Origin of the sequence: Bartonella sp. AD13SXNS, from assembly GCF_042196465.1 — a bacterium.
GTDB lineage: Bacteria > Pseudomonadota > Alphaproteobacteria > Rhizobiales > Rhizobiaceae > Bartonella.
Genome location: NZ_JBHIQI010000012.1, coordinates 1 through 26,668, shown reverse-complemented (window position 1 = coordinate 26,668; position 26,668 = coordinate 1). Strand labels below are relative to the sequence as shown.

General features: G+C 36.7%; 19 protein-coding genes and 1 pseudogene. 15 read left to right on the top strand and 5 right to left on the bottom strand.

The features are described 5' to 3' along the window. Positions 1-59: 59 nt before the first annotated feature. Positions 60-2,753, top strand: coding sequence for a DUF6990 domain-containing protein (locus ACFIMQ_RS07635; protein ID WP_375703736.1), 2,694 nt, complete (start codon positions 60-62; stop codon positions 2,751-2,753). 644 nt (positions 2,754-3,397) lie between these two features. After that, positions 3,398-4,258, top strand: a complete 861-nt coding sequence (locus tag ACFIMQ_RS07630; protein WP_375703735.1) for a phytoene/squalene synthase family protein — start codon at positions 3,398-3,400, stop codon at positions 4,256-4,258. Positions 4,259-5,477: 1,219 nt separating this feature from the next. Here ACFIMQ_RS07630 and ACFIMQ_RS07625 read toward each other — a convergent pair. Further along, the gene (locus ACFIMQ_RS07625) at positions 5,478-7,367 is read right to left on the bottom strand and encodes a peptidyl-prolyl cis-trans isomerase (RefSeq protein WP_375703734.1); all 1,890 of its coding nucleotides are present in this window, start codon (positions 7,365-7,367) and stop codon (positions 5,478-5,480) included. A 153-nt stretch (positions 7,368-7,520) separates the two neighbouring features. Between ACFIMQ_RS07625 and tpiA the strand changes: the two genes are divergently transcribed. The 7 genes from tpiA to ACFIMQ_RS07590 all read left to right on the top strand — a co-directional run bounded on the left by tpiA (position 7,521) and on the right by ACFIMQ_RS07590 (position 13,816). Beyond that, positions 7,521-8,285, top strand: a complete 765-nt coding sequence (gene tpiA / locus ACFIMQ_RS07620; protein ID WP_375606259.1) for a triose-phosphate isomerase — start codon at positions 7,521-7,523, stop codon at positions 8,283-8,285. A gap of 82 nt (positions 8,286-8,367) precedes the next feature. Continuing rightward, entirely contained in the window at positions 8,368-8,820 is a 453-nt protein-coding gene (gene secG / locus ACFIMQ_RS07615; protein ID WP_375616819.1) for a preprotein translocase subunit SecG, read from the top strand. Between the two features lie 127 nt (positions 8,821-8,947). Beyond that, the gene (locus ACFIMQ_RS07610) at positions 8,948-10,576 is read left to right on the top strand and encodes a CTP synthase (RefSeq protein WP_375616820.1); all 1,629 of its coding nucleotides are present in this window, start codon (positions 8,948-8,950) and stop codon (positions 10,574-10,576) included. Between the two features lie 36 nt (positions 10,577-10,612). Continuing rightward, on the top strand, positions 10,613-11,449 hold the full coding sequence (kdsA, locus tag ACFIMQ_RS07605; RefSeq protein ID WP_375616821.1) for a 3-deoxy-8-phosphooctulonate synthase: 837 nt from the start codon (positions 10,613-10,615) through the stop codon (positions 11,447-11,449). Positions 11,450-11,518: 69 nt separating this feature from the next. Further along, positions 11,519-12,787: a phosphopyruvate hydratase gene (gene eno, locus ACFIMQ_RS07600; protein WP_375703733.1), complete on the top strand. Its 1,269-nt coding sequence runs from the start codon at positions 11,519-11,521 to the stop codon at positions 12,785-12,787. Between the two features lie 115 nt (positions 12,788-12,902). Next, positions 12,903-13,310 (top strand): NINE protein, encoded by a 408-nt coding sequence (locus ACFIMQ_RS07595; RefSeq protein ID WP_375616823.1) that lies wholly within the window; start codon positions 12,903-12,905, stop codon positions 13,308-13,310. Positions 13,311-13,690: 380 nt separating this feature from the next. Continuing rightward, the gene (locus ACFIMQ_RS07590) at positions 13,691-13,816 is read left to right on the top strand and encodes a hypothetical protein (protein ID WP_375616824.1); all 126 of its coding nucleotides are present in this window, start codon (positions 13,691-13,693) and stop codon (positions 13,814-13,816) included. A 2,015-nt stretch (positions 13,817-15,831) separates the two neighbouring features. Here ACFIMQ_RS07590 and ACFIMQ_RS07585 read toward each other — a convergent pair. The 3 genes from ACFIMQ_RS07585 to ACFIMQ_RS07575 are packed head-to-tail and all read right to left on the bottom strand — an operon-like array spanning position 15,832 to position 19,215. Next, entirely contained in the window at positions 15,832-17,493 is a 1,662-nt protein-coding gene (locus tag ACFIMQ_RS07585) for a 4Fe-4S dicluster domain-containing protein (protein WP_375703732.1), read from the bottom strand. A 3-nt stretch (positions 17,494-17,496) separates the two neighbouring features. Beyond that, positions 17,497-18,417 (bottom strand): electron transfer flavoprotein subunit alpha/FixB family protein, encoded by a 921-nt coding sequence (locus tag ACFIMQ_RS07580; protein WP_375703731.1) that lies wholly within the window; start codon positions 18,415-18,417, stop codon positions 17,497-17,499. Positions 18,418-18,468: 51 nt separating this feature from the next. Next, the gene (locus ACFIMQ_RS07575) at positions 18,469-19,215 is read right to left on the bottom strand and encodes an electron transfer flavoprotein subunit beta/FixA family protein (protein WP_375616903.1); all 747 of its coding nucleotides are present in this window, start codon (positions 19,213-19,215) and stop codon (positions 18,469-18,471) included. A gap of 527 nt (positions 19,216-19,742) precedes the next feature. Between ACFIMQ_RS07575 and ACFIMQ_RS07570 the strand changes: the two genes are divergently transcribed. The 3 genes from ACFIMQ_RS07570 (at position 19,743) to ACFIMQ_RS07560 (ending at position 22,473) form a co-directional block, all read left to right on the top strand. Then, positions 19,743-20,558: a hypothetical protein gene (locus ACFIMQ_RS07570; RefSeq protein ID WP_375703730.1), complete on the top strand. Its 816-nt coding sequence runs from the start codon at positions 19,743-19,745 to the stop codon at positions 20,556-20,558. 182 nt (positions 20,559-20,740) lie between these two features. Continuing rightward, on the top strand, positions 20,741-21,661 hold the full coding sequence (locus ACFIMQ_RS07565; RefSeq protein WP_375703729.1) for a sulfite exporter TauE/SafE family protein: 921 nt from the start codon (positions 20,741-20,743) through the stop codon (positions 21,659-21,661). A gap of 2 nt (positions 21,662-21,663) precedes the next feature. Next, on the top strand, positions 21,664-22,473 hold the full coding sequence (locus ACFIMQ_RS07560) for a TIGR02186 family protein (RefSeq protein WP_375703728.1): 810 nt from the start codon (positions 21,664-21,666) through the stop codon (positions 22,471-22,473). A 22-nt stretch (positions 22,474-22,495) separates the two neighbouring features. On the opposite strand, the gene ACFIMQ_RS07555 is transcribed toward ACFIMQ_RS07560, so the two are convergent. Continuing rightward, positions 22,496-22,777: a DUF6460 domain-containing protein gene (locus ACFIMQ_RS07555; RefSeq protein WP_375628240.1), complete on the bottom strand. Its 282-nt coding sequence runs from the start codon at positions 22,775-22,777 to the stop codon at positions 22,496-22,498. A 1,084-nt stretch (positions 22,778-23,861) separates the two neighbouring features. On the opposite strand from ACFIMQ_RS07555, the gene ACFIMQ_RS07550 reads away from it, so the two are divergent. The 3 genes and pseudogenes from ACFIMQ_RS07550 to ACFIMQ_RS07540 all read left to right on the top strand — a co-directional run. Further along, positions 23,862-25,487, top strand: coding sequence for an ABC transporter substrate-binding protein (locus ACFIMQ_RS07550; RefSeq protein WP_375703727.1), 1,626 nt, complete (start codon positions 23,862-23,864; stop codon positions 25,485-25,487). Between the two features lie 297 nt (positions 25,488-25,784). After that, positions 25,785-25,931, top strand: coding sequence for a hypothetical protein (locus ACFIMQ_RS07545; RefSeq protein WP_375703726.1), 147 nt, complete (start codon positions 25,785-25,787; stop codon positions 25,929-25,931). Positions 25,932-26,402: 471 nt separating this feature from the next. After that, positions 26,403-26,668 (top strand): annotated as a pseudogene (locus tag ACFIMQ_RS07540) (ABC transporter substrate-binding protein); the annotation flags it as partial.

Sequence of the window (26,668 nt, the reverse complement as noted above, 5' to 3'; positions counted from 1 at the left end):
AGGAGATTGATTGGTATGCGCTCTTTCATCATTGAATTCGTTGAGAATGGAAGTGCGTCATGATGCAAACCAAAGATGTAACAAAAATTTTAAAAAAACTTGGTTGGGTACCCTATCGCGATGATATAGGTCGTCACCATGCTTTTTATTATTTATCTGATCGTTTTGTAAGCATCGACTACGAGGTAAAATATGGGTGGAGGGATAGAAAGCTTATGCTAGTAGCAAATCTCAGTACTATCCCCTATCTTCTTGCTTGGGAATATATTAGGGGTAAGAGATTTTGCTCTGAAAGTATACTTTTTTCAGAAGATAGATATTTTGATGTTAAAATGAAAGACCTTTCTGAAAACCGTATTCAGGAGTCCTTAAACAAAATAATCACATGGGCAAAAACACAAAATATTGAACAAAAATTACACCAAGAAGCTTCCAATGGTAGCTCTAAAAGCTCTGCTGTTGCTCGAGTTTTGCTCGGTGATAGAGAGTCATTAAAGTCTTGTAGTCCTACATCAAATTTGAATATATTAGAATTTTCTGATTACAAAACAACAACATGGGTTGAGCGTCTTCTTCTTTTTGCACAAGCCTATAAAAAGGGCGAGTTGGATGATATTTTGGTGTGTATAACACCTCAAAAGCGGCTAACGAGCCTAACAACGGTAACCAATATTTTAAAAGTTCATGGTTGGATTGCAACAGCCCCTGGGAAAATGTGGTTAGTTTTACCTGACCGTTTTGTTAAATTTCATTTTGATTTGTGGTATCTCAATGATAAATTAAATGTCTATATTAGTGCCATAACGTCTACAGAAGAGCTTTCTAGAGCCTGCTGGTATATTCATTATGGTAAAGCTTACGAACTTGTACGACCTGAGAATATTTATCCAACTTTTACCAGTCTTGGAAAAGGTCTTAATATTTGTTTTGATACACCCACAAAGCGAGAACTTATCAACATTTCTGAGCGGGTAATTCAGTGGGCTCGTACTCAGGATTTTGAGGCAGAAATAAAAAAAAGAGCGCCTATTCAAACATATCTTCAAGCATCTAGTTCTTGCTCCCATATGATCTGGCATTTGGCTTGCTTAGCGTTGACGGGTAAGATTGAGGCCTTGAAATCTTATCAAAATTCTCTTGAAATAAACAAGGTTGCTCAATATGCGACAAGCTATTCTCTCTTTAGCTGTGTTAATCGCGCTGTTGAATTTGCTGAAGAACATTTTATTCCGTGTAGACCTAGTGAAAAAGCAAATTTTATAGGGCGGATGATGTTTTACTTCATGGTATCGCCTTTGCTTTATAGAGTGATAATAAAACCTTTCACCTTGATTACAAAAGCATTTTTGCACATGGTCAGTTGGATTCGATCAAAAGCACGAGAAAGCTTTATTTCGAGAGTATTACGATTTGGGCAGATGAAAAATTCAAATGAACAAAAGGTAAAGGATATTATAGGTTCGCAAGATTGGATTGTTCTTAATACCATTGTTGAACAATTAAAAACGATGGGTTGGACAACTTACCGCGATAAAAACTACAATTATAATGCTTACTTTATAAGCAAAGACTGTCTTATCAACATAGTATATAGTCTTGAGAGGGAAGGCAAAGAGTTGATTATCACATTCAAAGCTTCACTTTCAACGCTTAGCTTCTCTACTATTTATCGAGATATTTTTCCAACGAGATCTCAATATACGTCCATTAAAGAGGCGGAAGATATATATACAATCTCTGATATTGCTATGAAGCAAGGAAAATTGAAACAGGTTTGTGCAGACATTTTTGAGTGGGCTCATCAGCAAAATGTACAAAAAATTATCTCTGATTATGCAGTTTTATCGCCAAATAATGAAGCTGATCTTGCAGAGCGCCACCTTGTTGCCCTTATTCTCATGGGGGATGTTAAAACGCTCAAATTTTATAAAGAGAGTTTTAGAGTAGGAAAGCATTTAGATTTTTCTGAAGAGATTACGAAAGATCTTATGAATCGTGTCCTTATTCTTGCACGACGTTATCGATTAGGTTTCAAAGAGTCCCTTTCACTTTTGAATCTTGATGCTAAAATAATGCTTTTTAAAGAAGAAGAGACTTTCTTAACCATGAAAAGTACAAGAACGCTTTTCACAAGTTTAGGTTGGTTGGTTTATGGAATTGAGGGAAAAGAGAATTTTCTAGCAATCTACCAATTGCCAGATCGCGAGGTGCAAATTCTATACAATGATGAAATTACAACAGATTCTCCGCGATTTGATGTTGGGTTTTCGGTCACTACAGGCATTCTTTCTGCTGTTTGTAGAGCAATTGATCCCATAAATTCTCAAAGTTTACCGGATCTACAACTTTATTTTAATAAAAATGGGCTGAAAATTGTTGAAGAAAAGATTAATGCAAGTCGCCTAGAGTTAGAGCTTGATTATACTTTAGAATGGGCAATGGAAAGTATAGATCTTCTTCAGCGTATTGGTTTTAGGTATGGTATACCCCCTTGGCAAACGAGCAAAATTGATGAGTGTGACAATGCACATTATAGTTTACTTCATATTGGTACGCTTGCTTTGTTGAATAATATTGAGTCCTTACAATCTTATCACAAAAGCTTTGTGGAAAGAGAACATTTAGGTTTTGATAATAATATTCAAAAGCACCATCTTGAACGTGCAATGATTATGGCAAAAGAAATAGCAAAGGTAAAGCAACCGAGCTACGATTTGATTAAGAAGATGGGAAAGAGTTTTCTAGCTGCTTAGAGATTGCATTCTATTTTGGTTAAAAAAATAACTTCTGACGCAAATAATAACAAAGAATATCTATTGACATTAAAGATGTTTTCATCGAGTGCATTTATATGCTGTAAAAGGGGGGAGCTCCACCGTAGAGATTGGCAAGGAGTCCAATTAAAAGTATATTTCCGTTGTTCATATATGCTTTAAGATGCTTATTACCTGTTTTTTATTTTAGTGAAAATATAAGGGCGAATAATAAGCTTTCGTGAGGGTTGCTTTATTTATTAATTTTTATTCTAAAAATATCCATTATATTTTATAGTAGAAAGTCTGTTGTTAAACGTATTGGCGTGGTGTAATTGATTCTGCAGAGAAAAAGGTAAAAACAAATCCAGTTTCTTGATTTTATTATGCTTTTGAGAATACTCTCTCTCATAGGGTGGTACTATTTTAGTGCAAAGCCAACTTTTAAAAAAATAAAATAGTTTGGATGTTTGGTGCGGTTAAGAAAAGTACTTAGAAAAGAATCCTTAACTTATAATACATTAAGAGACACATTTAAAAATCTTATTTTCTAAGCTGTGTTTTCTTACTCTCTTATTTTTTAATATGAATAAAAAAGAATATTAATTTAATTGCTAAAGAAGGAACGTTAATAGGTTCATAGCATGATAGGTTCTCTTCCTTATTGTCTTGATATTTTACGTACCATAGATCGTGACCGCTATATATCGGTTTTATTTGCGCCTAAAAAAAAGCGCAAAGCATTGGCTGCTCTTTACGCATTTAATGCTGAAGTTTCTCGTATTCGCGAAAATGTACATGACCCACGCATAGGAGAAATACGGTTACGTTGGTGGTATGATTCTATCGTTCATGGTGAAATGCAAACGAGTGGAAATAATCCGATTTTGACTGATCTATTGACAGCAATGACTCTTTTTAATTTACCTAAGACCGCTTTTTTACGTTATTGTGATGCACAAATTTTAGATCTTTATCACAATCCAATAGAAACGCTTCATGAGCTCGAGCATTATTATGGTGAGACAGCAAGCATCATTTTACAGCTTTCTTGTCAGATATTAGATCCTGATGCTGCACAAGATTTTACAGATATCTATGAACATGGAGGGATTGCTCAAGGATTAAGCGGTGTATTACGCCTTTTATCATTCATGCAATCACGATATCACTATTATTTACCTACTGATATGTTGAAGGCTGTAGGGGTGGAGAGGGAAGATTTAGAATCTCATCGTTTCAGTGATAAACAAAAGGGCTGCATTGTTGAAGCTATGGTAGCATTATCACGCGATCATTATAGCAAATTTTACACGTATTCTCGTGTTTTACCTAGAGCTTTTAAGCCAGCATTTCTTCCATTGGTAATTATACCGGCTTCTCTTCAAAAAGCTCTTCAGCTGGGGGCTGCAATTTTTCAAGAAAATGCAACTTTGCCATTGATACATCGCTATTGGTTGATAACAAGAACAGCAATAAGTGGTAATTTTCCAAAAATATTGTAAAAGAACATTGTCACGTCGAAATTAAATCGATTTTTTCGTATTGAAGAAAGAAGGAGATATGGTGCTTTAAAATCATTTCTTTATTATCAAGAAATGGTGATGTGTTGGTGGCTATGAGTGCAAAAGAATAAGAAATTTTATGATCTTGAAAAAACAGTATATTTTCTCATCAAGTAATATATTTTATTCGTGTATTGGATAGGGGAGATGCAGAGAAGGAAAAACATGAGATAAAGTTTAATACATTCGTTCGTTTGATGAAGAACTTTTGATATTGAGTAGTCTGAATGTATTGGTCGCATCTCATTTATAAATGAAATACAATTTCTATTTTATTATTGAGAAAAGTTATCTTAACAGCCTATTAAGTCTCTAGAAAAAACTCTAATTTTTGAGAAAGTATGAAGCTATAATTGATAATTATTGTGATATGCGAACATATTGATTGAGAGCTCATTTTTTTCTCATATTGAATGAGAACCTTGAATAGAAAAGGATTTCTTCATTTTAAATTACTTTTATAATGAATTTTAAAAATATTTTATATATATATCATAAGACGAGTATATCAATGAAAGTTATTTAAGAAGAAGCAATAGGCTTCTTATGAATGAATATTAAAAATAGCAGTCGATGAGCTGTCGATGGTATAATGTAATTCTATTGAATCCCTCCATTTTTATGCTTATGGAGAAGAAAGCCGGCACCATCATTATATTTGCCAGCTTGGGGGTTACAGCTCTTGGCTTGAAGACGGTTCATAGAGCTATTTTCAGTCCTTTTTTAACAATTTCTATCCACACACGCATCTCGCTTTTATATGCAAGCAAGTGGTTTTAATTGATTCAATATACACAGATTTGAAATGAGAGAATCTTACAATATTCGGGACTCTCATTCAATATACAAAATAGTAAATTATCATTATAAATCAGTTCATTGTCAATAAATGACAGGAGGGATATATAGCTTAATTAGCGACAACATTTACAGCCTTTGGATGGGTAATATTTCTTCATGCATTGAAAAAACGATTCTACATTCCATTTAGCATTTTTTCGCAAATCTATACATGTACTGATTTGCGAGAAAATTAATCATTATACAAATGCTGCTTCTAAGATATAAGCAAATAAAAGATCTATCTCACCTCTTTAATGATAAACGAAGAGCGATAGACACTTTATCAAATAAGCCCTTTAAATTATGCACACCCTTTTTATTGGAGAGCGTTAAAGATCTGATTATAATTCGTGCTATTAATTTCCAAAGGATGTTCTTTATTGGCAACTTGGAGCATTTCTAGCTTAAGATCTTCTCGTATCATCATATCTATATTGGCACGAATATCAGATGAAAGAGTATGAGGAGTGCTGTCTTTAGGCATTGTTACAGTCTTTATTTGATAAATGATACGGTTTGTTGCAACCGGTCCTTTTATGATACCATAATGACCTTTGGGACCAGAAAACAAGGCCTTAACACCTTCATCACCAAGGACTTCAGATGAATCTTGACGCCGGAGGGCTTGTGTTGTTTGTTTTGTAACACCAAGGGTATGAGCAAGAGCAACAAGACTTTTTCCTTCCGTGAGCTGTTTGAGAGCATTTTGGGCTTTTTCATCAAGAAGACGTTGGATTTCCTCATTTTTCCATTGAGAAAGAACATCTAGCTTAGCCTCTTCAAGTGTCTTATCGCGGGCAGGAATAATTTTATCGACCTTATACCAGAGATACCCACCATTTTGAAAAGAGAGAGGATCAAGATCGACACCTTCGTTTGATTGATAGATGGCATTCAGTAAAATATCTTTTTGAGGTAAATCCGTGAGTATTGCACCTTCAAGCGTTTTTCCCGTTTTATCAATGGTAATTGTGCGCAAAGATAACTTGTATTGGTCAGCTAACTCTTTGAGAGAAGCACCCTCAAAACGAGCATTTTCAATGGCTACATAATTGTTACGGATATCATCCATAGCACGATTTTTGGCAAGTATTTGGCGAATATTTTCTTCTACACTTTCAAAAGGAAGAGAGCTTGAGGGTTCAATATGTGTGACGCGAATGATAACAGGTCCCTGTAAGTCATTGATTACAGCACTGACTTGCCCTTGTTGGAGTTCAAAAATTTCGGATGCTAGATGGCTAGGAAGTTCATTTTCTGCGAGAGGCCCTTTTTGTATGTCATTAAGAGTCTTTTTTCCAGCTTTTACCAGTTCATCAAAACTCAATCCATCGGCTATTTTTTTTGCTGCATTATCGGCTTCTTCACGTGTGGGGAATCGCAGTTCTTCGAATGTACGCTTTTCAGGGGTTACAAAACGTGAAGCATTTTGGGTATAATAAGCTTTTGCCTCATCTGTTGGGATATCTTTAGGTTTTACGAAATCATTAAGTTCCATAGATAATAAAGAGACAGTGCGGTATTCTGGAGTACGAAATTCACTTTGATGTGTTTCAAACCACTTTTGCAGTGTTTCGTGATCAGGATCAGCCGTTATTTCCTTTTCTTTTAGATCAATAATGAGATAATCTGCGATACGCATTTCTCCTTGATAAAGAGCAAGTGCTTTATAGAAGAGATCTGGTGCTTTCATATCAGAGAATAAAGCTGAAATAATTTGGTTACGCTTTTCTTTTCTGGTGTAATAATTAAGAAAAGCACTTTCACTGATACGTAAATGCTGAAGATAGTTATAAAATAAATTTTTATCAAAAGTGCCATTTATTTGGAACATATTATCAGTTCCAATCATACGTGCTATTGTATCTTTTGAAAGACTTATTTTCATTTTACGGGCTTGTTCATCAAGCAGTGTATTTTGTTGTAATTGATTAAACACAAAAGCGGGAATTTGGTATTGCTGCATTTCATTTGGCGTAAACATTCGTCCAAGATGAGCGGCATGTGCTAAACGTGCGCTTTGATCGGCAAGAGCGAGACGATAATCATCGACAGTTACTGTGGATTTTCCAGAAGTAATAAGGCCTCTTTCATTTTTGGTGTGTAACTGTGGTATCCCCCATAAAAGAATGAAGCATAAGAGTAAAATAGCAAGGAAAATTCTGGCAATCCAAGAATTTGCAGCATTTCTTACGATGTCAAGCATTGTTTAATTCCACTTTTAACATGAGTTATTATCAAAGCAGTAACGGAATTTGCAACAAAGACACGAAAGATGCAAGCTTTAAAGATTTGCTTTCACTTTATAATTTGGTACTTACAGATAATAATATATTATAATAGCTCTTGAGGTGAAAATATGTCTCCAAATATTCGGCCTTTTCTTGCTGGAAATTGGAAAATGAATGGAACGAGTGAATCGCTTGGAGAGTTGCGTGCTATTGCTACAGGCGTTAGCTCTGATCTAGGTCATTTGTTTGAAGCTTTAATTTGTGTTCCAGCAACGCTTTTATCGCGTGCTTCTGATACGCTGGATGGTGAAAATCTCCTTTTAGGAGGACAAAATTGTCACTTTGATGATTATGGCCCTTATACTGGAGATATTTCAGCTTTTATGCTTAAAGAAGCGGGAGCAAGTCATGTTATTATCGGGCATTCAGAACGTCGTACAGTGTATCAGGAAAATGATGCTATTGTTTGCGCCAAAGTGCAAGCAGCGTGGCGAGCAGGGCTTGTGGCTCTTGTATGTATTGGTGAAACATTGGAAGAACGCAACAATAATAAAGTGCTGGATGTTCTCGCACAGCAGCTTGAGGGATCTTTACCAGATGATGCAACAGCAGAGAATATCATTATCGCTTATGAACCTGTTTGGGCGATAGGCACCGGCAATACAGCAACTGTAGAAGATATTGCAAAAGTGCATCATTTCATTCGTGATGAGATGTGCTCTCGTTTTGGGGAGGAAGGGAATAATATGCGCCTTCTTTATGGTGGATCAGTAAAACCATCTAATGCATTTGAGCTTTTAAGCATTGCTCATGTTAATGGTGCTTTGATAGGTGGAGCAAGTTTAAAAGCGATTGATTTTTTAACTATTTGCGATGTTTATCGTAAATTATAGCGGAGAAATTTGAGTTACCCCTTGGATTGTGTGTTATTTATGTGTAAATAACCATGAAAGAGTTATTTGAAGAGCAGGGTTTATGCAAACAGTACTTATTGTTATTCATTTATTGATTGTGATTACTTTGGTTGGCGTTATATTAATCCAACCTTCAGAAGGTGGTGGGCTCGGTGTGAGTAATAACTCAGGGTTGATGAAAGCCCGTGGATCTCGCAATCCTTTAACACGTTTGACTGCTATTTTAGCATGTTGTTTTTTTGTTGTGTCCATTGGACTTACTGTGGTGGGAAATATATCCAATTCTAGTTCTGATATTTTAAAGCGTATACCGGTTAATACAGAGCAAAATTCTACCCATAAAGACTCAGAATCAGTCCCATCATTAGATAGTGAGTCTTCTCCTTCTATTCTTGAACAGCTAGGAGGTCCTTCGCATTCCCCGCAGGAACAAAAACAGTCCACAAATCCTGAAGCAGAAAGCCCAGTTCCACCGGTTCTTGAAAATACAGTTCCGGATAACACTACAAAATAGTTTTTTAAGAAAATATAGACTTTTTACAGAGGTGATTTTTTCACCTTTTTTATTTGAGAAGAAAAATTGTTTCTTTTTGCATTTTTTGCTGGAAAAATCATTATAAATTGCTTATCACCATAAGCCCATGGCACGTTATGTTTTTATTACTGGTGGTGTGGTTTCTTCCCTTGGAAAAGGTGTCGCAGCGGCGGCGTTAGCAGCGTTATTACAGGCTCGTGGCTATCGTGTACGGCTTCGCAAACTTGATCCTTATTTAAATGTTGATCCAGGTACAATGTCACCTTATCAACATGGTGAAGTATTTGTAACCGATGATGGTGCAGAAACGGATCTTGATCTTGGTCATTATGAGCGTTTTACTGGACGTTCTGCAAATAGCCAAGATAATATTACGACAGGGCGTATTTATCGCAATATTATTGAACGAGAGCGGCGTGGTGATTATTTAGGGGCAACAGTCCAAGTTATTCCTCATGTTACGGATGAAATTAAGAGATTCATTACGACGGGAAATGAAGAATTTGATTTTGTTTTGTGTGAAATAGGTGGGACGGTTGGTGATATTGAAGCAATGCCTTTTCTAGAAGCGATTCGTCAGCTTCGTAATGATCTACCGAGACAAAATGTCGTTTATGTCCATCTCACCTTAATGCCTTATATTCCTTCTGCAGGTGAATTAAAAACGAAACCAACACAACATTCTGTCAAAGAATTACAATCAATTGGTATTTCTCCTGATATTTTGCTTGTGCGTGCAGATCGATCTATTCCAGAAACAGAGCGGTACAAATTATCACTTTTTTGCAATGTTCGCTCCAATGCAGTTATTCAGGCATTAGATGTGCCAACAATTTATGATGTTCCTATGGCATATCATAAGGAGGGTTTAGACTCTGAAGTTCTTTGCGCTTTTGGAATCGATTCGGCACTTTCTCCTCAGATGGATCGTTGGAAAGATATTACGCATCGCATTCATCATCCTGAAGGAGAAGTTACGATTGCTGTTGTAGGAAAATATACGGGCTTAAAGGATGCTTATAAATCCCTTATCGAAGCGATTGCGCATGGTGGTTTAGCGAATAAAGTGAAGGTTAATATTGAGTGGATTGATTCGGAACTTTTTGAAAAAGAAGATTCTGTCTCAGCTTTACAAAAAGCCCATGGCATTTTGGTTCCAGGTGCTTTTGGTGCACGAGGGTCTGAAGGGAAGATTCGAGCAATTCGATTTGCACGAGAGCGTAAAGTTCCATTTTTAGGGATTTGTTTTGGAATGCAATTAGCTTGTATAGAAGCTGCGCGTAATATTGCACAGATTGAGAATGCTTCATCAAGTGAATTTTGCGAAACAGAAAATCCAATTGTAGGTTTAATGACAGAATGGCTCAAAGGCGATGTTCTTGAAAAACGTACAAGAAATGGTGACCTCGGCGGTTCGATGCGTCTTGGTGCCTTTGTGGCTGAATTAAAAGAAGGGAGTCATATTGCCAAAATTTATGGGATGACAAAGATTGTCGAGCGGCATCGTCATCGTTATGAGGTCAATATCGATTATAAGGATAAGTTAGAACAGTGTGGTTTGATTTTTTCTGGTATGTCTCCTGATGGTATTTTACCAGAAACGATAGAGTATGTAGATCATCCATGGTTCATTGGTGTTCAATACCATCCAGAATTAAAATCACGTCCTTTTGATCCACATCCGCTTTTTTCTTCTTTTATTGAAGCCGCTGTAGAACAAAGTCGATTAGTTTAATATATAAATTTGGCTACTTTGCTTTTGAGGAATAAAATGTCTAAACCAAATGCCACTGTGAAAGTTGGAAATATTATTTTTTCAAATGAAATGCCTCTTTCATTAATTGCGGGTCCGTGTCAGATGGAAAGTCGAGATCATGCTTTTGAAATGGCTGGTCGTATTAAAACAATTACCGATCAAGTCGGTATGGGGTTTGTTTATAAATCGAGTTACGATAAAGCCAATCGAACCTCTTTGAGTGCGGCACGTGGTATTGGTCTTGAAAAAGCAATGGCTATTTTTTCTGATTTAAAAAAGGAGTTTGATTGTCCCATATTAACTGATGTGCATACGGAAGAACAATGTACAATTGTTTCTTCTACAGTTGATATTTTACAAATACCGGCTTTTTTATGTCGTCAAACAGATCTTTTGGTAGCAGCCGCTAAAACAAGCTGTATTGTTAATATTAAAAAAGGTCAGTTTTTAGCTCCGTGGGACATGGAGAATGTTTTAAAAAAGGTTGTTTACAGTGGTAATTCGAATGTCATGCTTTGTGAGCGAGGCACGTCATTTGGTTATAACCGACTTGTTTCTGATATGCGTTCGTTGCCTATTTTACGTTCATTGGGTGCTCCTGTTATTTTTGATGCAACACATTCTGTTCAAGAGCCGGGGGGGCATGGTTCTTCATCTGGTGGACAACGTCAATTTGTTGAAGTTTTAGCGCGTGCGGCTGTTTCTGTTGGGGTTGCAGGTATTTTTTTAGAAACGCATCAAGATCCAGATAATGCGCCTTCTGATGGACCCAATATGATTAAAATTGATGATTTACAAAGATTGCTTGAGACTTTAATGGAATTCGATTATCTGTCAAAGAAACTGAATTGAGAAGAAAAAGTATTTCATTAATAGGTTGTTAGAAATGAATCGCGACTTTTATCGGATAAGGAAATACATATGACTATAATTGTCGATATCATTGGACGTGAAGTTCTTGATAGCCGTGGTAATCCAACGGTAGAAGTTGATGTTCATTTGGAAAATGGTGCGTTTGGTCGTGCTTTGGTTCCATCGGGAGCCTCAACGGGAGCCTATGAGGCTGTAGAACTTCGTGATGGTGGTTTGCGCTATCAAGGAAAAGGCGTTGAAAAAGCAGTTGCTGCAGTCAATGGCGAAATTCTTGAAGAACTTGGTGGTCGGGATGCAACAAATCAAATCGCTATTGATCAAGCCATGATTGCTTTGGATGGAACGCCAAACAAAGCCCGTCTTGGTGCCAATGCACTTCTTGGTGTTTCATTAGCTGTTGCAAAAGCAGCTGCGGCTTCATTAAATTTACCTTTGTATCGTTATATTGGGGGGACACAAGCGCATATTCTTCCAACACCTATGATGAACATTATTAATGGTGGCGTTCATGCTGATAACTTGATTGATTTTCAAGAGTTTATGATTATTCCTATAGGAGCGCCTACCGTTAGAGAAGCAATTCGTTATGGTGCTGAAATTTTTCATGCGTTGAAAAAGCGTTTAAAGGGTGCAGGTTATAATACCAATGTTGGTGATGAAGGTGGTTTTGCACCTCAATTTAAAAGTGCTGATCAAGCAATTGATTTTATTATGGAATCTATCATAACATGTGGTTATAAACCAGGGGAGCAGATTGCCATTGGTTTAGACTGTGCTTCAACCGAATTTTATAAAAATGGTTCGTATTTTTATAAAGGTGAGGGGAAATGCCGTGACATCCAAGAACAGGTAGATTATTTAGTGCAACTTGTGAAAAGTTATCCTATTGTTACAATTGAAGATGGAATGGCAGAGGATGATTGGGAAGGTTGGAAGCTACTCACGGATACAATTGGAGAAAAATGTCAGCTTGTTGGCGATGATTTGTTTGTAACAAATTCAGCACGTTTGCGTGATGGTATTAAAATGGGGGTAGGTAATTCTATCCTCATAAAAGTGAATCAAATTGGTACATTAAGTGAGACACTTGATGCTGTAGAAGTGGCACATAAAGCAGGTTATCGTACTATTATATCTCATCGTTCAGGCGAAACAGAGGATTCTTTTATTGCAGATCTTGCGGTTGCAACGAATTGTGGACAAATTAAAACAGGTTCTCTTGCACGTTCGGATAGATTAGCAAAATACAATCAACTTATTCGTATTGAAGAAATGCTAGGAACCCAAGCGCGTTATGCTGGTGATGTATATCGTTGATAGTTGTGAGCACAAAGTGTGAGAGTATGATATTATTTAGATTATGAAATTGAGATTTCTTATCAAAGACATATGCGCAGTAATTTTATAGGTATTTAAATTTATAGGGATTAAGATGAGAGGTATAATTATTACTCAAGATCAAGGAATGTATCTCGTTTCGGGTGATGATGGTAAGCGTTATCAGTTTGCGACTTGGGATTGGTTGGGAAAGAAACCACCAAGGATTGGTGATACTGTTGATTTTGTCTATGAAGGCGGTGTGGTCAGTTCTGTTTTTCCGTTGTTGAGATCAAGTACAGAGAACTCAAAGATAATGTTTGCACTTCTTTGTTGGGTTGCAGGTATCTTTGGTGTTCATCGTTTTATGGTTGGGAGAGTTCGGACGGGTACTTTAATGCTCGTTTTATCTTTATCAGTTTTTGGATTGATGATTACCGGTATTTGGGCAATTGTTGATTTTATACTCATTGTTGCTGGAAAATTTACGGATAAAGATGGGAAACAGATCACAGACTTGTAAAAATCTTATAATAAAAAGGAGGTAATTTAGCCTGCTTTTTATTTTTATCAATATATTAAGTTCATAATAGCTCTGCGTTATTGTATTATATGTCTTTAATGTAAGATATTAAAAGCCTATGCACAGTTGAACAAAAATATTGAAAAAACTGTGCTATTTTTATAGGTAAAACAAAAGCGCAAATCAATTACAGCGTAATTTGGGTTGCTGTTTATAGCAGCGGGAAATATTAGATTATTGGGGGCCTAACTATTTCAATTACACATTTATCATGGTTTTTATGCGTTTTATTTATACCGTGAGGTTAATCCGCATATTATCGAATTAGAATAATCTCTTTATGAATAACACATGAGGAGTAGCTTTATAGGTGGGCAAGGATGAAGGGTAAAATTATTGGTCAAGATCAAGGGGGTTATCTCGTTTCGGGAGGTGATGATAAGCGTTATCAATTTGAGGATTGGAATCGGTTAGAAAAAAACACCAAAGGTAGGGGATACCGTTGATTTTGTATATGAAGATAATATTGTTAAATCTGTTCTCTCTCTTGAGTCAAAAAGAATTAGAGCAATTAAGATCAGCTTTGGCAGTTATTTGTTTTGGGGGACGGTTAAGTATTCACCGCTTCATAGCTGATAAAATTGGAATGGGTATCGTAATGCTTCTCATTAAATATAACAGGTATAGAACTTTTTATCAATATACTGTGGTCATTTATTGATTTTATAGTTATTTTATCTGGGTATTTTAGGGATGCAAATGGCAATAAAATTACCAAGTTATAGCAATTCAACAAAAGTATAATATAAACAAATATTTTATTTATCAATATATTAATTTAATAATGTAAATTACTTTAGTCTATGTCTTGAATATTAAATAAAAGTATTGAAAAAGACTGTACTATTTCATATGAAAAAAACAAACGTACAAATCAAACAGCGTGTTTTGTATTGCCGCTTATAATTGCGGGAATTTGGGGTTGTTGGGGAATTTTTAGCTTTTTCAATTTTCATATATCACTGTGAGTACAGATCGTATTCATGCTGTGAAGTTTATTTAACATGTTATCATATTAGAAGAAAAGATTCTTTATGAATAACAATTTTATAGGTGGTGAAGATGAAAGGTAAGATTATTAGTCAGGATCAGGGAAATTATTTCGTTTCAGGTGATAATGGTAAGCGCTATCAATTTGCGGATTGGAATTGGACAGAAAAAAACGCCGAAGATTGGTGATATGGTTGATTTTGTCTGTGAAGGGTATAACGGTAAATCTATTAAGCACCTCCATCTTTACATTTGTGAAGAAGAAAGCTGGCACCACCATTATATTTGCCAGCCCCTAATGTTGTGACAGATCTTGCATTAAGCCGATTCATAAGAATCATTTTTAAATCTTTTCTTATACAGTTTTTACCCACACGCCAGCTCCGCTTATGACGTGCAAGCGAATGGTTTTGATTGATTCAAGATAAACGGATTTGAAATGAGAGAATCTTACCGTATTCGGGGTTCTAATTCAATATGAATAACGCTAGATTATCTATATAAATCAATGTATTGACTAGATAAGCTGTATTTTCATTTCAGGGAAAATTTAAATAAAATATGCAAGATTTTTTCTCAGGATACAAAAGCTGGATGACTCGCTTTCATTCACCTTTATCTTTCTTTCATATATGCCGCTTGTGTTCGATTTGGATGTTGATTTACAAGCTACAGCGAAAGTACAAGCTTTATAAAGAAAATACGCTATAAAACGCGTAATAGAATGGTCATGAATTGGAAAGACATTTGGGCTTTGTCAGATATTATTTCCAATAATGATAGCACTTATGGCTTTTTATTCTTATGGTGTTTTTACACATTCTTTGCATTACATCTTTAAAGGTTAGATGCAAGACAATGTATAGACTCCCCTTGATTTGAGCGTAAAAAGTTGATGTGATACTCAGGTTTTGGGATGTCTTTATCAGTAGAAACATATTGCGAGTGATTAAATAAGCATGCTCTGTGTTATGCAATATTTTATTTTTTCTACATTCATCCGTGGTCTTCTTTAGTGAAATTGCTTGGCAAAGGATAGGAGATAAAACAAACTCGAAGCATATCTTAAATGGTTTTGTTCTTGGCTTTTTGAAACGGTTGAGTTTTCTTATGAGGGGGATAAAAGCGTTTCTGGTCATGGAGGGGGGAGAGCAAAGTAGAGCCATAGATTTGCCTTTGTACAGACTGTTGAAAGCAGTGTCTGTGTTTTTATAGCAGAATAGTCAAGATATCTTCATTCTTGTTTTGTTATTAAGATAAAAATTTTTTATAAAAGTATGTTATGTTTTTTATTGAAAAAAGTCATACGGTGGGGAGAGTCTTTTATATTGAGAATAGAGTCCATTTTACACTGTGAAAGAACGTATATAGGAAGATGATTGATAGATTTATGATCTGAGGAAATATTTTTATTCAATGTGTTTTGTAGATTTCAATTTTAGCAAAAAGAACAATAATTATATAGCAGGGGTTACATATTGGGATAGAAGGGGCCTTCATTGCCTTGCGGACAGGTCCAAGTGATATTTTGGTTCGGGTCTTTGAGGTCGCACGTTTTACAATGTATGCAATTTGCAGCGTTGATAACATAAGTCAGATGATCATTATATTCTAGCCATTCGTAGACAGCGGCGGGGCAATAGTTTGTGGAAGGTCCTCCGTAGATTGCATATTCAGAGTCCTTTTGTTTTTTTAATGAGGCTATTTTTAAATGGCAAGGTTGATTTTCTTCATGGTGTGTATTGGAAAGGGCAACACTTGAAAGGCGATCAAAGGTTACAACACCATCTGGTTTTGGGTAAGCAATGGGTTGAAATTTTTCTGCTGGTTCAAGGCATGCATAATCTTCCTTTCCATGGGGGAGTGTTTTAAATAAGGAAAATCCGAACAGTTGTTGCCACCACATATCAAAACCAGCAAGTTTAATTCCATATTTTGTTCCATATTTTGCCCAGAGCGGTTTGGCATTTCGCACTTTATAAAGGTCTTTACCAATGAGCCCTTTTCGCCACTGCTCTTCGATTTCTTTAACCTCATCATGGGCACGTCCTTGTGCAAGAGCGTTAGCAATTTTATCGGCAGCTAATATGCCAGATAAGATGGCATTATGTGATCCTTTGATACGCGGAACATTGACAAATCCAGCAGAGCAGCCAATAAGTGCTCCACCAGGAAAGGTGAGTTTTGGTACAGATTGCCAACCTCCCTCACTGATAACACGTGCACCATAGGAAAGACGTTTTGCACCTTTGAAGATTTCATAGAGTTTTGGATGTGTTTTAAAACGTTGAAATTCTTCAAAGGGAGAAAGATAAGGATTTTTGTAATCTAAGTGCACAACAAAACCAACAGAAATGATATTGTTTTCTTGGTGATAAATAAAGCCACCACCCCCAGTATTATTGTCTAAGGGCCAACCGGCGAAATGTTGCACTAAACCGCGTTGGTGTTTGTGGGGATCAATTTCCCAGAGTTCTTTGAGACCAAGACCAAATTTTTGTGGTTCACGGTTTTTGCTAAGATTAAAATGTTGTATCAGTTGTTTTGCAATTGAGCCGCGTGCTCCTTCCGCAATTAAAGTATATTTTGCCAATAAAGCCATACCAGGCATATAATTGTTCCCAGGGGTTCCATCTTTGTTAAGCCCCATATCACCGGTGAGAACACCAATGATCGCTCTGTTATCGTTTTGGATGATCTGTGTTACCGCAAAACCAGGATAGATTTCAACACCCAACGCTTCAGCTTTTTTGCTTAACCAGCGGCAAACATTTCCAAGCGAAACGATATAACACCCGTCATTTGATAAGATTTTGGGATGTAGAATATTGGGAAATATTGTCGCCTTTTGAGGCTTTAGAAAAAAAAATTGGTCACGGGTAACAGGGGTCGTGAAGGGATGGTCATTGTCATTTCGCCATTCTGGTAAGAGTGTATCGATACCAATGGGGTCAATAACTGCGCCAGAGAGAATATGGGCTCCAACTTCGGTACTTTTTTCAACAATTGTGATAGAAAGCTCAGGGTTAATTTGTTTCAAACGAATTGCGGCAGAAAGACCTGCAGGTCCTGCTCCGACAATGACGATGTCAAATTCCATACTTTCACGCTGGTCATGCAGAGGTGCTTTCATGGCTTATAAAGCTTTCTCCAATTCTGGAATAATTTGATGGAGGTCACCTACAAGAGCATAATCGGCAATTTGCATGATGGGAGCTTCTTCATCTTTATTAATGGCGACAATAATTTGTGCATCCATTATACCGGCTAAATGCTGGATTGCACCGGAAATGCCAACGGCGATATAGAGTTCAGGGGCAACGACCTTTCCTGTTTGTCCAATTTGCCAATCATTGGGTGCATAGCCTGCGTCCACTGCTGCGCGGCTGGCACCCAAAGCGGCATTTAATTTGTTTGCGAGAGGAAGAAGAAGTGCCATAAATTTCTCTTGAGAACCAAGACCACGTCCGCCTGATATAATAACACGAGCTGAGGTGAGATCAGGACGATCACTTTTGTTGGTTTCTGCTTTTACGAAAGAAGAAAGATTTGGATTGGGGGCTGGGGTTATTGTTTTAATGGGAGCAGAATTATTTTTGGAAGGCGTTGGTGTGAAAGAAGCGGTGCGAACTGTTATAATCTTTTTATGATCATTGGTGCGTACAGTTTCAAGTGCATTGCCCGCATAAATGGGTCGTTTGAAGGTATCGGGTGAAAGAATGGCGATAATATCTGAAATTTGCATAAGATCAAGAAGGGCTGCTACGCGTGGCATCACATTTTTTCCCGTGCTGCTGGATGCTGCCATGATCACATCATAATCATTTGCTAACTTGATGATTGTGTCTGCTATAGGTTCGGCGAGTTGATGGGCTAAATAGTCTGCTTTTGCAATAAGAACTTGACGCACACCATCAAGTTTAGCACTGTTTTCCGCTATCGTTTCAATTTTTTCTCCACAAACCAAAATATCGATATCATTAGTGAGTGCACGCGCAGCCGTGAGAGCTTTTGCGGTTTCTTCTGTATTATGATCAGCCAATAAAAGAATTGCCATAAGTTTTTACCCTTTTATGTAAGTGTTGCTTTTACTCTAGTGGTGAGAATATTAAATGCAGTTCTTTTGTTTTAGCGCACTGACAAGCTCTCCTACATTAGCTACTTTAATACCGGATTGACGGGGTTTGGGTTCTTCAACGCTTAAAATTGTTAAGCGTGCTTTCGTATCGATGCCAAGATCAGTCAGCGCTTTTTGTTCAATGGTTTTCTTTTTTGCTTTCATGATATTAGGGAGAGAGGTGTAGCGCGGTTCATTGAGCCGTAGATCGGCGGTCATAACCATGGGAAGGGGAAGAGAAAGGGTTTGTGTTCCATTATCAACTTCACGAATAACTGTAGCATGCCCATTTTCTATGTTAAGATGTGAGGCAAAAGTTGCCTGTCCCCAACCAAGAAGAGCGGCGAGCATTTGTCCTGTTTGGTTGCTATCGTCATCAATCGCTTGTTTTCCTAAAAAGACCATATCAGGTTTTTCTTCATCAACAATGGCTTTGAGAACCTTAGCAATTGCTAAGGGTTCAAGGGTTTGATCCGTTGTGATAAGAAGTGCACGATCAGCCCCCATGGCAAGTCCTGTTCGTAGAGTTTCTTGGGCTGCTTCTGGTCCGATTGAAACAAGAATAACTTCTGAAACTTTACCGGATTCTTTCTGGCGAATTGCTTCCTCTACGGCTATCTCATCAAAAGGATTCATAGACATTTTTACGTGAGACAGATCAACGCCTGTGCTATCGGGTTTGACACGTATTTTGATGTTATAATCAACAACACGTTTGACAGCGACAATTATTTTCATGATAATCCTCTTTGTTGTATGATTACAAGTTTATAGCAATACTCATAAGAAACAAAATTGTTTAGAATGCAGTCTTATTTATAACTTGTGTTTTCATCATATAAGCTTTTTTTACGTTTACTTGTACTTTCTTGTTGTCATTTTCAATCTTCATATCTTTTGCATTGCCATAATTGCCTTATTTGCTTGAATAAAAAGTAAAAAAATCACTCTGTCTTATGAGAATATTTTTTTCATTTTATATGCTCTGTTTATGATGGCGCACTAGGGGCTTTAGGCAATGAAAAAATTAAGTGAAAAAAATAAAAATGGGGAAATGATTTTGCTCTTCAAATCTTGAGGACAAAAAATCTTGAGGACAAAAAAACAGAGATTTTTCTTTCAAATATTTTAAATAAAGATTGGGGGAAAATATTTCTAACAAAAAATTTTTGGGCGTTCTTAAAGCTCTATTTACTAAAATAGAGCACACTTTACTCATCATTTGTGCGATTCTTTTCAAAAAGGTTAATGAGGGGTAAGCGTTTGTGAATACGAAGGGTCATACGATCGACCAGCCGATCAATCAGGTTAGGAACGATAAATTCTCTTCTTTTGTTGAACAAAAGGAGAGAACGGGTGTGCCTATGGATGTAACAATGTCGGATATTGCTCAAAAATTACGCACTGTTCATGCACAAATGCAAATGAAGCATTCTTCCCGTTCTTTGGTACAGCAGGGGGCTTTAGAAGAGCATTTTAAATCTTACTTAGATGATATTAGCCGAGCCATTTTGGCTGAATATTATATCCGTCGTCAAAGAGAAAAAAAACTTTTTGAATCTTTAGAGCAGATTAAAACAATTGTTCAAAGTTTACAGAGTGAAAAAAAGAGCTTAGAAGAAGCAGCACTAACACGACGTGGGACTCGTTCAAAATTTTCTGATTCTGTTGTACAGAAACTTGCTCATATGGAATATGAGGGAAATAAAGAACGCTTATCACTTCAAAAGGTTCAAAATTTTTCGAGACAAAACGGTATAATTCCACTCCAAACAAATGTTGAAAATGCGGTGCAGAAAGAAAATCAAAGCTCTTTGCCAAATGATGCTATGAAGCCTTCTTTTAAAAAGGTTGAGGGAGCCGTAGAGCGTGCTTCGATAGAAAAAAAGGATATGGGTATTCAGGCACCTAATCGTGGCATTGAGAATGATTTTTCTTCTTTAAAGGCGCAGTCTCAAGGGAGTGTTTCGTTTTTATCTCATTTGGTAAAAAAAAGTGTTCTTTGTTTTTTAACCGTTGCATTTATGGTAGCGATAACGTTATGTCTTTACAGCTTTTTAAAAGGAGCGCGTTTTTTTTAGTTTTTATGATGTTGATGTTAATAGATGTGAAATGTATTGTGCATTCGTGGATTATGCAAAAGCTGTATAGCAACTAAAATTATCCTTTTAAACACGCAACAGAGATTATTGGAAAAGAGGATAATTGGAGAAAAATTTTCTCAATTGTTAAAAAGCCTCAGATTATCTTGAAGGTTCTGTAAGTGAGTATTTATTTACCAATTGCTGAAATGTCTCTCAACATGCTGATCTTGATTGGTATGGGAGTCGTTGCTGGTTTTTTTTCAGGTCTTTTTGGAATTGGGGGTGGTTTTCTCATCACACCTTTATTGATTTTTTATAATATCCCTCCTGCTATTGCTGTTGGAACAGGTGCAAATCAGATGATTGCGTCATCTGTAACAGGGGCGATTACCCATTTTAGAAGACGTACGCTCGATATCAAACTTGGTATTCTTTTGGCGATTGGAGGAGGGGGGGGATCTTTAATTGGGATTCAGATTTTTTCTGTTTTGAAAAAATTAGGTCAATTAGACTTAATGATTTCTCTCCTTTATGTGATTCTTCTTGGAAGTGTAGGAAGCTTGATGATTGTTGAAAGTTGGTATGATATGATGCGCAAGCGTAAGGCAGGAAAAGCCAATATTCGTCTTGCTGGTCGACATAACTGGATTCATCGCTTACCCTTTAAAATGCGTTTTCGGACATCTATGATCTATGTCAGCATTATTCCAGTTTTAGGGATTGGTCTCATTGTAGGGTTATTGTCTTCTATTATGGGAATTGGTGGGGGGTTCTTTATGGTTCCAGCATTGATTTACCTTCTGCGTGTTCCAACCAGTGTGGTGATTGGAACTTCACTTTTTCAGATCACATTTGTGTCTTCTTTCACGACAGTTTTACAAAGTATGACTCATCAGTCCGTTGATATTGTCTTGGCTTTTTTATTAATGCTGGGAGGAAGTATTGGTGCGCAATATGGAACACGGGCTGGACGGAAGTTAAAGGCGGAACAATTGCGTATGGCACTTGCGTTTTTGGTGTTGATTGTGTGTATGCGTCTTGCTTTTCAATTATTTATACGCCCCGATAATCTTTTCTCTCTGGATATTCTTATGAGATAAAAATGGGTAGATTATTTTCTTTATGCCTCATTACAAGTTGCTTTTGTGTTGTTTCTTTTTCTACATGGTCACATGTTGGGACGCCAGCGACATTCATTGATCAAGTTGATCACGAAACTGTCCAAATTATCGTAACAACAAATACGATTACTGTGGATGCAAATTTTGCTGGTCGTGATCTTTATATTGCTGGTGTTTTGGAAAATATTGATCCGTTATATGCTCGACAAAACCGTTATGATGTTGTTGTGAGCTTGGAGGGACAAGAGCGGACAATGGTGATGCGAGAAAAAAAACGTAATGCAGGTGTTTGGGTTAATACAGATTCTCTTATTTTTAAAAAGGTTCCTCTTTTTTACTCTATGGTCACAACACGTGAAATTGACGATATTACGAGTGTTGAAGATTATAAACGCTTGGGGTTAGGATTACTTTATTTGCCATTGCAGACGGATGAAAAAGATCAGAAAAAAATACAGACCTTTCGCGATGAACTTATAAAACTGCAAAAAGCCAAAAGCCTTTATTATGAGGAAGTAGGGGGGGTTCGTTTTGGTTCTGACACGCTTTTTACTGCACATTTTCGTTTACCAACCAATATTCCTGTTGGACATTATAAGGTTCGTGCTTATCTTTTTCGTGATGGTCTGTTTATTGATAGTACAACAACAACTCTTGAAATTGTTAAAGCACATATCGCTTATACAATTTTTTACGCAGCACATAAGTATCGTTTCTTATATGCTATTGTTGCGGTGATCATTGCTGTTACCACAGGATTTTTATGTCGTTTGATTTTTCGAAAAGACTAGCACAAGGAAAATGTTGAGGGTTTTATTTTTTATGAAAAATGCGTAAGATAAGAAAAATAGGTACAACAATAATCGCTCCCGTCATGGTGATATGAAAGAAGTTTGTAAGCGTTATAAATCCTGTTGCCCATAGAGATTGAAAAAAATCTATAATTTTCTGTATGAGATTTTTGGGTGTCCATCCCAAAAAATTCATTCCGATGCCAATAAAAAATGAAAGGATGAGCAATTTTAAACTAACATGGCTTAATGTGCCCCCAAGAAAAGCACGAAAAGAATCTGACAATTTTTTCTTTCGGTTCATTTTAATATACTTTCGAATATCTTGTTTTTTATTGTATCATCATAGTACAGTGATGTCATTGTCATAAAGGAGAAAGATTTTTTATTTTTTCTTACTTTTTGGGAGCACATCATCTTAGTACTGGTGTAATATCAGTGCTTTAAAATATACGCGCGTTCTCTTGCATTTTTTGCGATATTTTCATGGCGCTTTTTTCATTAAATGAAGAGATATCCTTTCGTTTCTGAGAATTTGTAGGGGAGTTTTATAGCGTTTCGATATTTCGTATTAGGGTGAGAGTTCTAGTCTATTGAAGATTTTATAACAGATTTATTATTGTTGTGTATAGAAATAATATTTCAAGGCATTTTACTTAAAAAAAGACTATCTATTCTGATAAGGGTGTGCTTATATAGGTATTATATTTAGGTATTTCAACCTTAGTGCATTGAAAAGATATTTTTTGTTGAAAAATGTAAGCAATGAATTGAGTGTTGTTAAAGGAGCAAAGGTATTTAAAATACGATGTGGAAAAAAGTTTTGTTATGTGCGGGTGCTGTAAAAGAATATCAGGGGGTGGTGCCCATGCTCCTTTTATTGAGAAATAAAATATAATTTAAAAGCTGTTATTTGCCAGAAAATTATGGATAAATTCAAAATTCCTCTTATAGGGGGAGGAGGTTATGTCGGTTGATGGGTGAATTTTCCAGTTTTGTTAAAATATCAAATTGTTATTAGAGCTCTTTGTTATTAAGGCGCTTGAGCTAACAAGGAAGAGTCTTTTTATAGCATAAAAGGCGAGAAGAAAGAAGAAACAAGCTTGCCCGACAAGAGAGAGAAAATAGTGGTTTTATAATCTTCAATCGTAGGCGTTATGACATCATGAATGGCTCTGTTATGGGTGAGCATTCATTGTATGTCAGAGTGTTTGTTGTTGCATGTTTTGGTTTGGCTTATGAGTGTGGGCAGGGAAGTGGTTGGTAAGGGGTGGTGTTTGAAAGTTTGAATACTTTGTTTGAGGCGCTTATGGATCATTTAGCCTTATTATTAGGCATGTACTTGTTGTGTGGGAAATTTATGGAATAAACTTTAAAAGGAAAAGTCTATGAACTTGAAGAAAAAAATATTAAAGAATAGCAGCTCTCTTGTTTCTGCTTTTATAGCACTGGGGATGGTTGCACAACAGGTTTCAGCAAAAACTCCCGCAGATACCCTTGTGATGGCTTGGAATATTGATGCAATTAGTACATTTGATCCCGCACAACTTAGTGATGTTTATGGAAGTGAAATTATTCACAATGTTTGTGATAACTTGATCGATACCGCAACGGATGATCCTGCTAAAATGGTTCCGGCATTAGCAACACATTGGGATGTTTCAGGGGATGATCACAGTACGGTGATTACTTTTCATTTGCGTGATGGTTTGAAGTTCAATGATGGGAGATCAGCCAATGCCAATGATCTTCTTTGGAGTATGAAGCGGATTGTTAAATTAAAGATGACCAATGCGGCAATTTTTAATGAATATGGCATTACAGAGAAAAATGTTGATGATGCTTTAAAAGCCCCTGATGAAAAAACAGTGGTGATGAAATTTGATAAGCCTTATCCAGCAGAGCTTATCCTTAATAATATTGTTGCGAGTCCGGCAACAGTTTTGCTCGATCGTGAGACAATTATGAAGCATGAAAAAGATGGCGATCTGGGAAATCAGTATTTGAAGAGTCATGCTGCTTGTGTTGGTCCTTATCAGTTGAACAGTTGGCGCCCTGGAGAAGCTCTTTTGTTGCGTGCGAGTTCTCACTATTGGGGACAAGCCCCGAAACTAAAGCAGATTCTCATTCGCCATGTTGCAGAGCCTGGAACACAACGTTTATTGTTGCAAAAGCACGATATTGATGTTGCTCGTGATTTGACCCCTGAAGATCTTGCTGATCTGCAAAAAATAACAGATGTTAAAATCGAGAAAGTGTTAGAGCCATCCATGATGTATTGGGGATTTAACATGACAAATCCTATTTTTGCTAAGGAAAAAGTACGTTTAGCGATGCGTTATCTTATTGACTATGAAGGTCTTGGCAAGAAACTTCTCAAAGGTGTTGGTATTCCACGGGCAAGTTTTATTCCTCTTGGTAACTTTGGAGCTCTGGATGAAAAGGAAGGGCAACCCTTTAGATTTGATATTGCAAAAGCCAAGCAGCTTTTAGCAGAGGCCGGTTATCCGAATGGATTTGAGGCAAATTTTCTTGTATCAAATGTTCCTTCTAGGCTGTTAGTTGCTCAGTCACTTCAAGATAGTGCTGCAAAGGCGGGGGTGCGTCTTAAAATTGAACGGATGGCCGGTTCACAGTTGTTTTCTAAACTTTATGCACGGGCTTTTGATACGATTTTTGTCGGCTGGAATAATGATTCTGCGGACCCTCATACCATGGCTTCACGTCTTGTTTATAATCCGGATAATCGGTTTGAGGCAAAAAATACCGCCTATCCTAGTTGGCAATATGGGTATTTGGATGAAACGATGAATCAAAAAGTTGAAGAGGCATTGTTTCAAAAAGATCCGCAAAAACGGGCGCAACTTTATGCTGATTTACAACGTGAATTGATGCAAAAAGGGCCTTATGCGTTTATCTATCAGAAATATGGTATTATAGCGATGACACCTGATGTCAAAAAGTGGGTTTGGAATAGTGCGCCACAAATTTTTTATAGTAAAATTGAAAAATAAGAGTGTCTTTAAATGTTGTAAAATACAACAAAAATGAAATCATAATAACTTCAGCGTCTTGCATAGTGTTTAAAAACTTTGCAATACGTTGGAGATCATGGGGAATGACTGGATATGTTGTTGAATATTTCTATTTTGAAAGGGCTCTGTCATTTTCATTAACGATGTGTTGGCATGGATGTTAGAACTGAATATTTCAACTTTCATGAAGTAAAAAGTGGTAAATTTATTTGCTCAAAAATCAGTGCAACAAATGTCGCGGAATTTTAGCGTTGCTGAAGGAGCAAAGACTTTGCAATGGTGAAGAAAAGTTTTATTATGGGGAAGGTACGAGGAATATCAGTTTTTATGGTGTCTATGTTTCTTACTTTGAAAGATGGTAAGATGCCAATTGGAGGGTGTTATTTTACGGGGAGTGATGAGAAATTGCAAATTTCCTTTTGAAGAAGGAATAAAAGTCGTTGCACTTGGCAAATTGATGAATTTTTCTGTTTGATCGAAACGTTAAATTATGATGAAGGCTTTTTGTTATTTATGATGAAGGCTTTTTGTTATTAAAGCACTTGAATCAACAGGGGGTGCTTTGGTGACATTTAAAAGACGTCAGAAAAAACAAGAGGAAAACTTGTTCAATAAGAGAGAGAAACAATAGAGGTTTGATGGTTTTCAATCGTAGGCGTTATGCTCTCATGAATAGGCTCTGTTATGGGTGGGTGTTCATTGTATGTCAAAGTGTTTGCCGTTGCATGTTTTGTTTTGGCTTATAAGTGTGAGCAGAAGGAGTGAGTGGTAAGAGGTGGTGTTTGAAGGTTTTAATACTTTGTTTGAGGCGCTTATGTATCGTCTAATTTTATTATTTAAATCTGTTTATGTTGCGTGGAAAATTTGTACAATAAACTTTAAAAGGAAAAGTCTATGAGCTTGAAAAGAAAAATATTAAAGAATAGCAGCTCTCTTGTTTCTGCTTTTATAGCACTGGGGATGGTTGCGCAACAGGTTCCAGCAAAAACTCCCGCAGATACCCTTGTGATGGCTTGGAATATTGATGGAATCGGTACGTTTGATCCCGCACAACTTAATGATGTTTATGGAGGTGAAATTGTTCGCAATGTTTGTGATAGTTTGGTCAGTACCGCAACGGATGATCCTGCTAAAATGGTTCCGGCATTAGCTACACATTG

Bases quoted from the DNA above. Each gene is read 5' to 3' on its own strand.
- kdsA (WP_375616821.1), top strand. From the start codon at position 10,613: ATGTCTAAACCAAATGCCACTGTGAAAGTTGGAAATATTATTTTTTCA.
- ACFIMQ_RS07555 (WP_375628240.1), bottom strand. From the start codon at position 22,777: ATGAACCGAAAGAAAAAATTGTCAGATTCTTTTCGTGCTTTTCTTGGG.
- ACFIMQ_RS07635 (WP_375703736.1), top strand. From the start codon at position 60: ATGATGCAAACCAAAGATGTAACAAAAATTTTAAAAAAACTTGGTTGG.
- ACFIMQ_RS07560 (WP_375703728.1), top strand. From the start codon at position 21,664: ATGGGTAGATTATTTTCTTTATGCCTCATTACAAGTTGCTTTTGTGTT.
- secG (WP_375616819.1), top strand. From the start codon at position 8,368: ATGCAAACAGTACTTATTGTTATTCATTTATTGATTGTGATTACTTTG.
- ACFIMQ_RS07550 (WP_375703727.1), top strand. From the start codon at position 23,862: ATGAACTTGAAGAAAAAAATATTAAAGAATAGCAGCTCTCTTGTTTCT.
- eno (WP_375703733.1), top strand. From the start codon at position 11,519: ATGACTATAATTGTCGATATCATTGGACGTGAAGTTCTTGATAGCCGT.
- ACFIMQ_RS07580 (WP_375703731.1), bottom strand. From the start codon at position 18,417: ATGGCAATTCTTTTATTGGCTGATCATAATACAGAAGAAACCGCAAAA.
- ACFIMQ_RS07595 (WP_375616823.1), top strand. From the start codon at position 12,903: ATGAGAGGTATAATTATTACTCAAGATCAAGGAATGTATCTCGTTTCG.
- ACFIMQ_RS07545 (WP_375703726.1), top strand. From the start codon at position 25,785: ATGGTGAAGAAAAGTTTTATTATGGGGAAGGTACGAGGAATATCAGTT.
- ACFIMQ_RS07590 (WP_375616824.1), top strand. From the start codon at position 13,691: ATGAAGGGTAAAATTATTGGTCAAGATCAAGGGGGTTATCTCGTTTCG.
- ACFIMQ_RS07630 (WP_375703735.1), top strand. From the start codon at position 3,398: ATGATAGGTTCTCTTCCTTATTGTCTTGATATTTTACGTACCATAGAT.
- ACFIMQ_RS07575 (WP_375616903.1), bottom strand. From the start codon at position 19,215: ATGAAAATAATTGTCGCTGTCAAACGTGTTGTTGATTATAACATCAAA.
- ACFIMQ_RS07625 (WP_375703734.1), bottom strand. From the start codon at position 7,367: ATGCTTGACATCGTAAGAAATGCTGCAAATTCTTGGATTGCCAGAATT.
- ACFIMQ_RS07585 (WP_375703732.1), bottom strand. From the start codon at position 17,493: ATGAAAGCACCTCTGCATGACCAGCGTGAAAGTATGGAATTTGACATC.
- ACFIMQ_RS07610 (WP_375616820.1), top strand. From the start codon at position 8,948: ATGGCACGTTATGTTTTTATTACTGGTGGTGTGGTTTCTTCCCTTGGA.
- tpiA (WP_375606259.1), top strand. From the start codon at position 7,521: ATGTCTCCAAATATTCGGCCTTTTCTTGCTGGAAATTGGAAAATGAAT.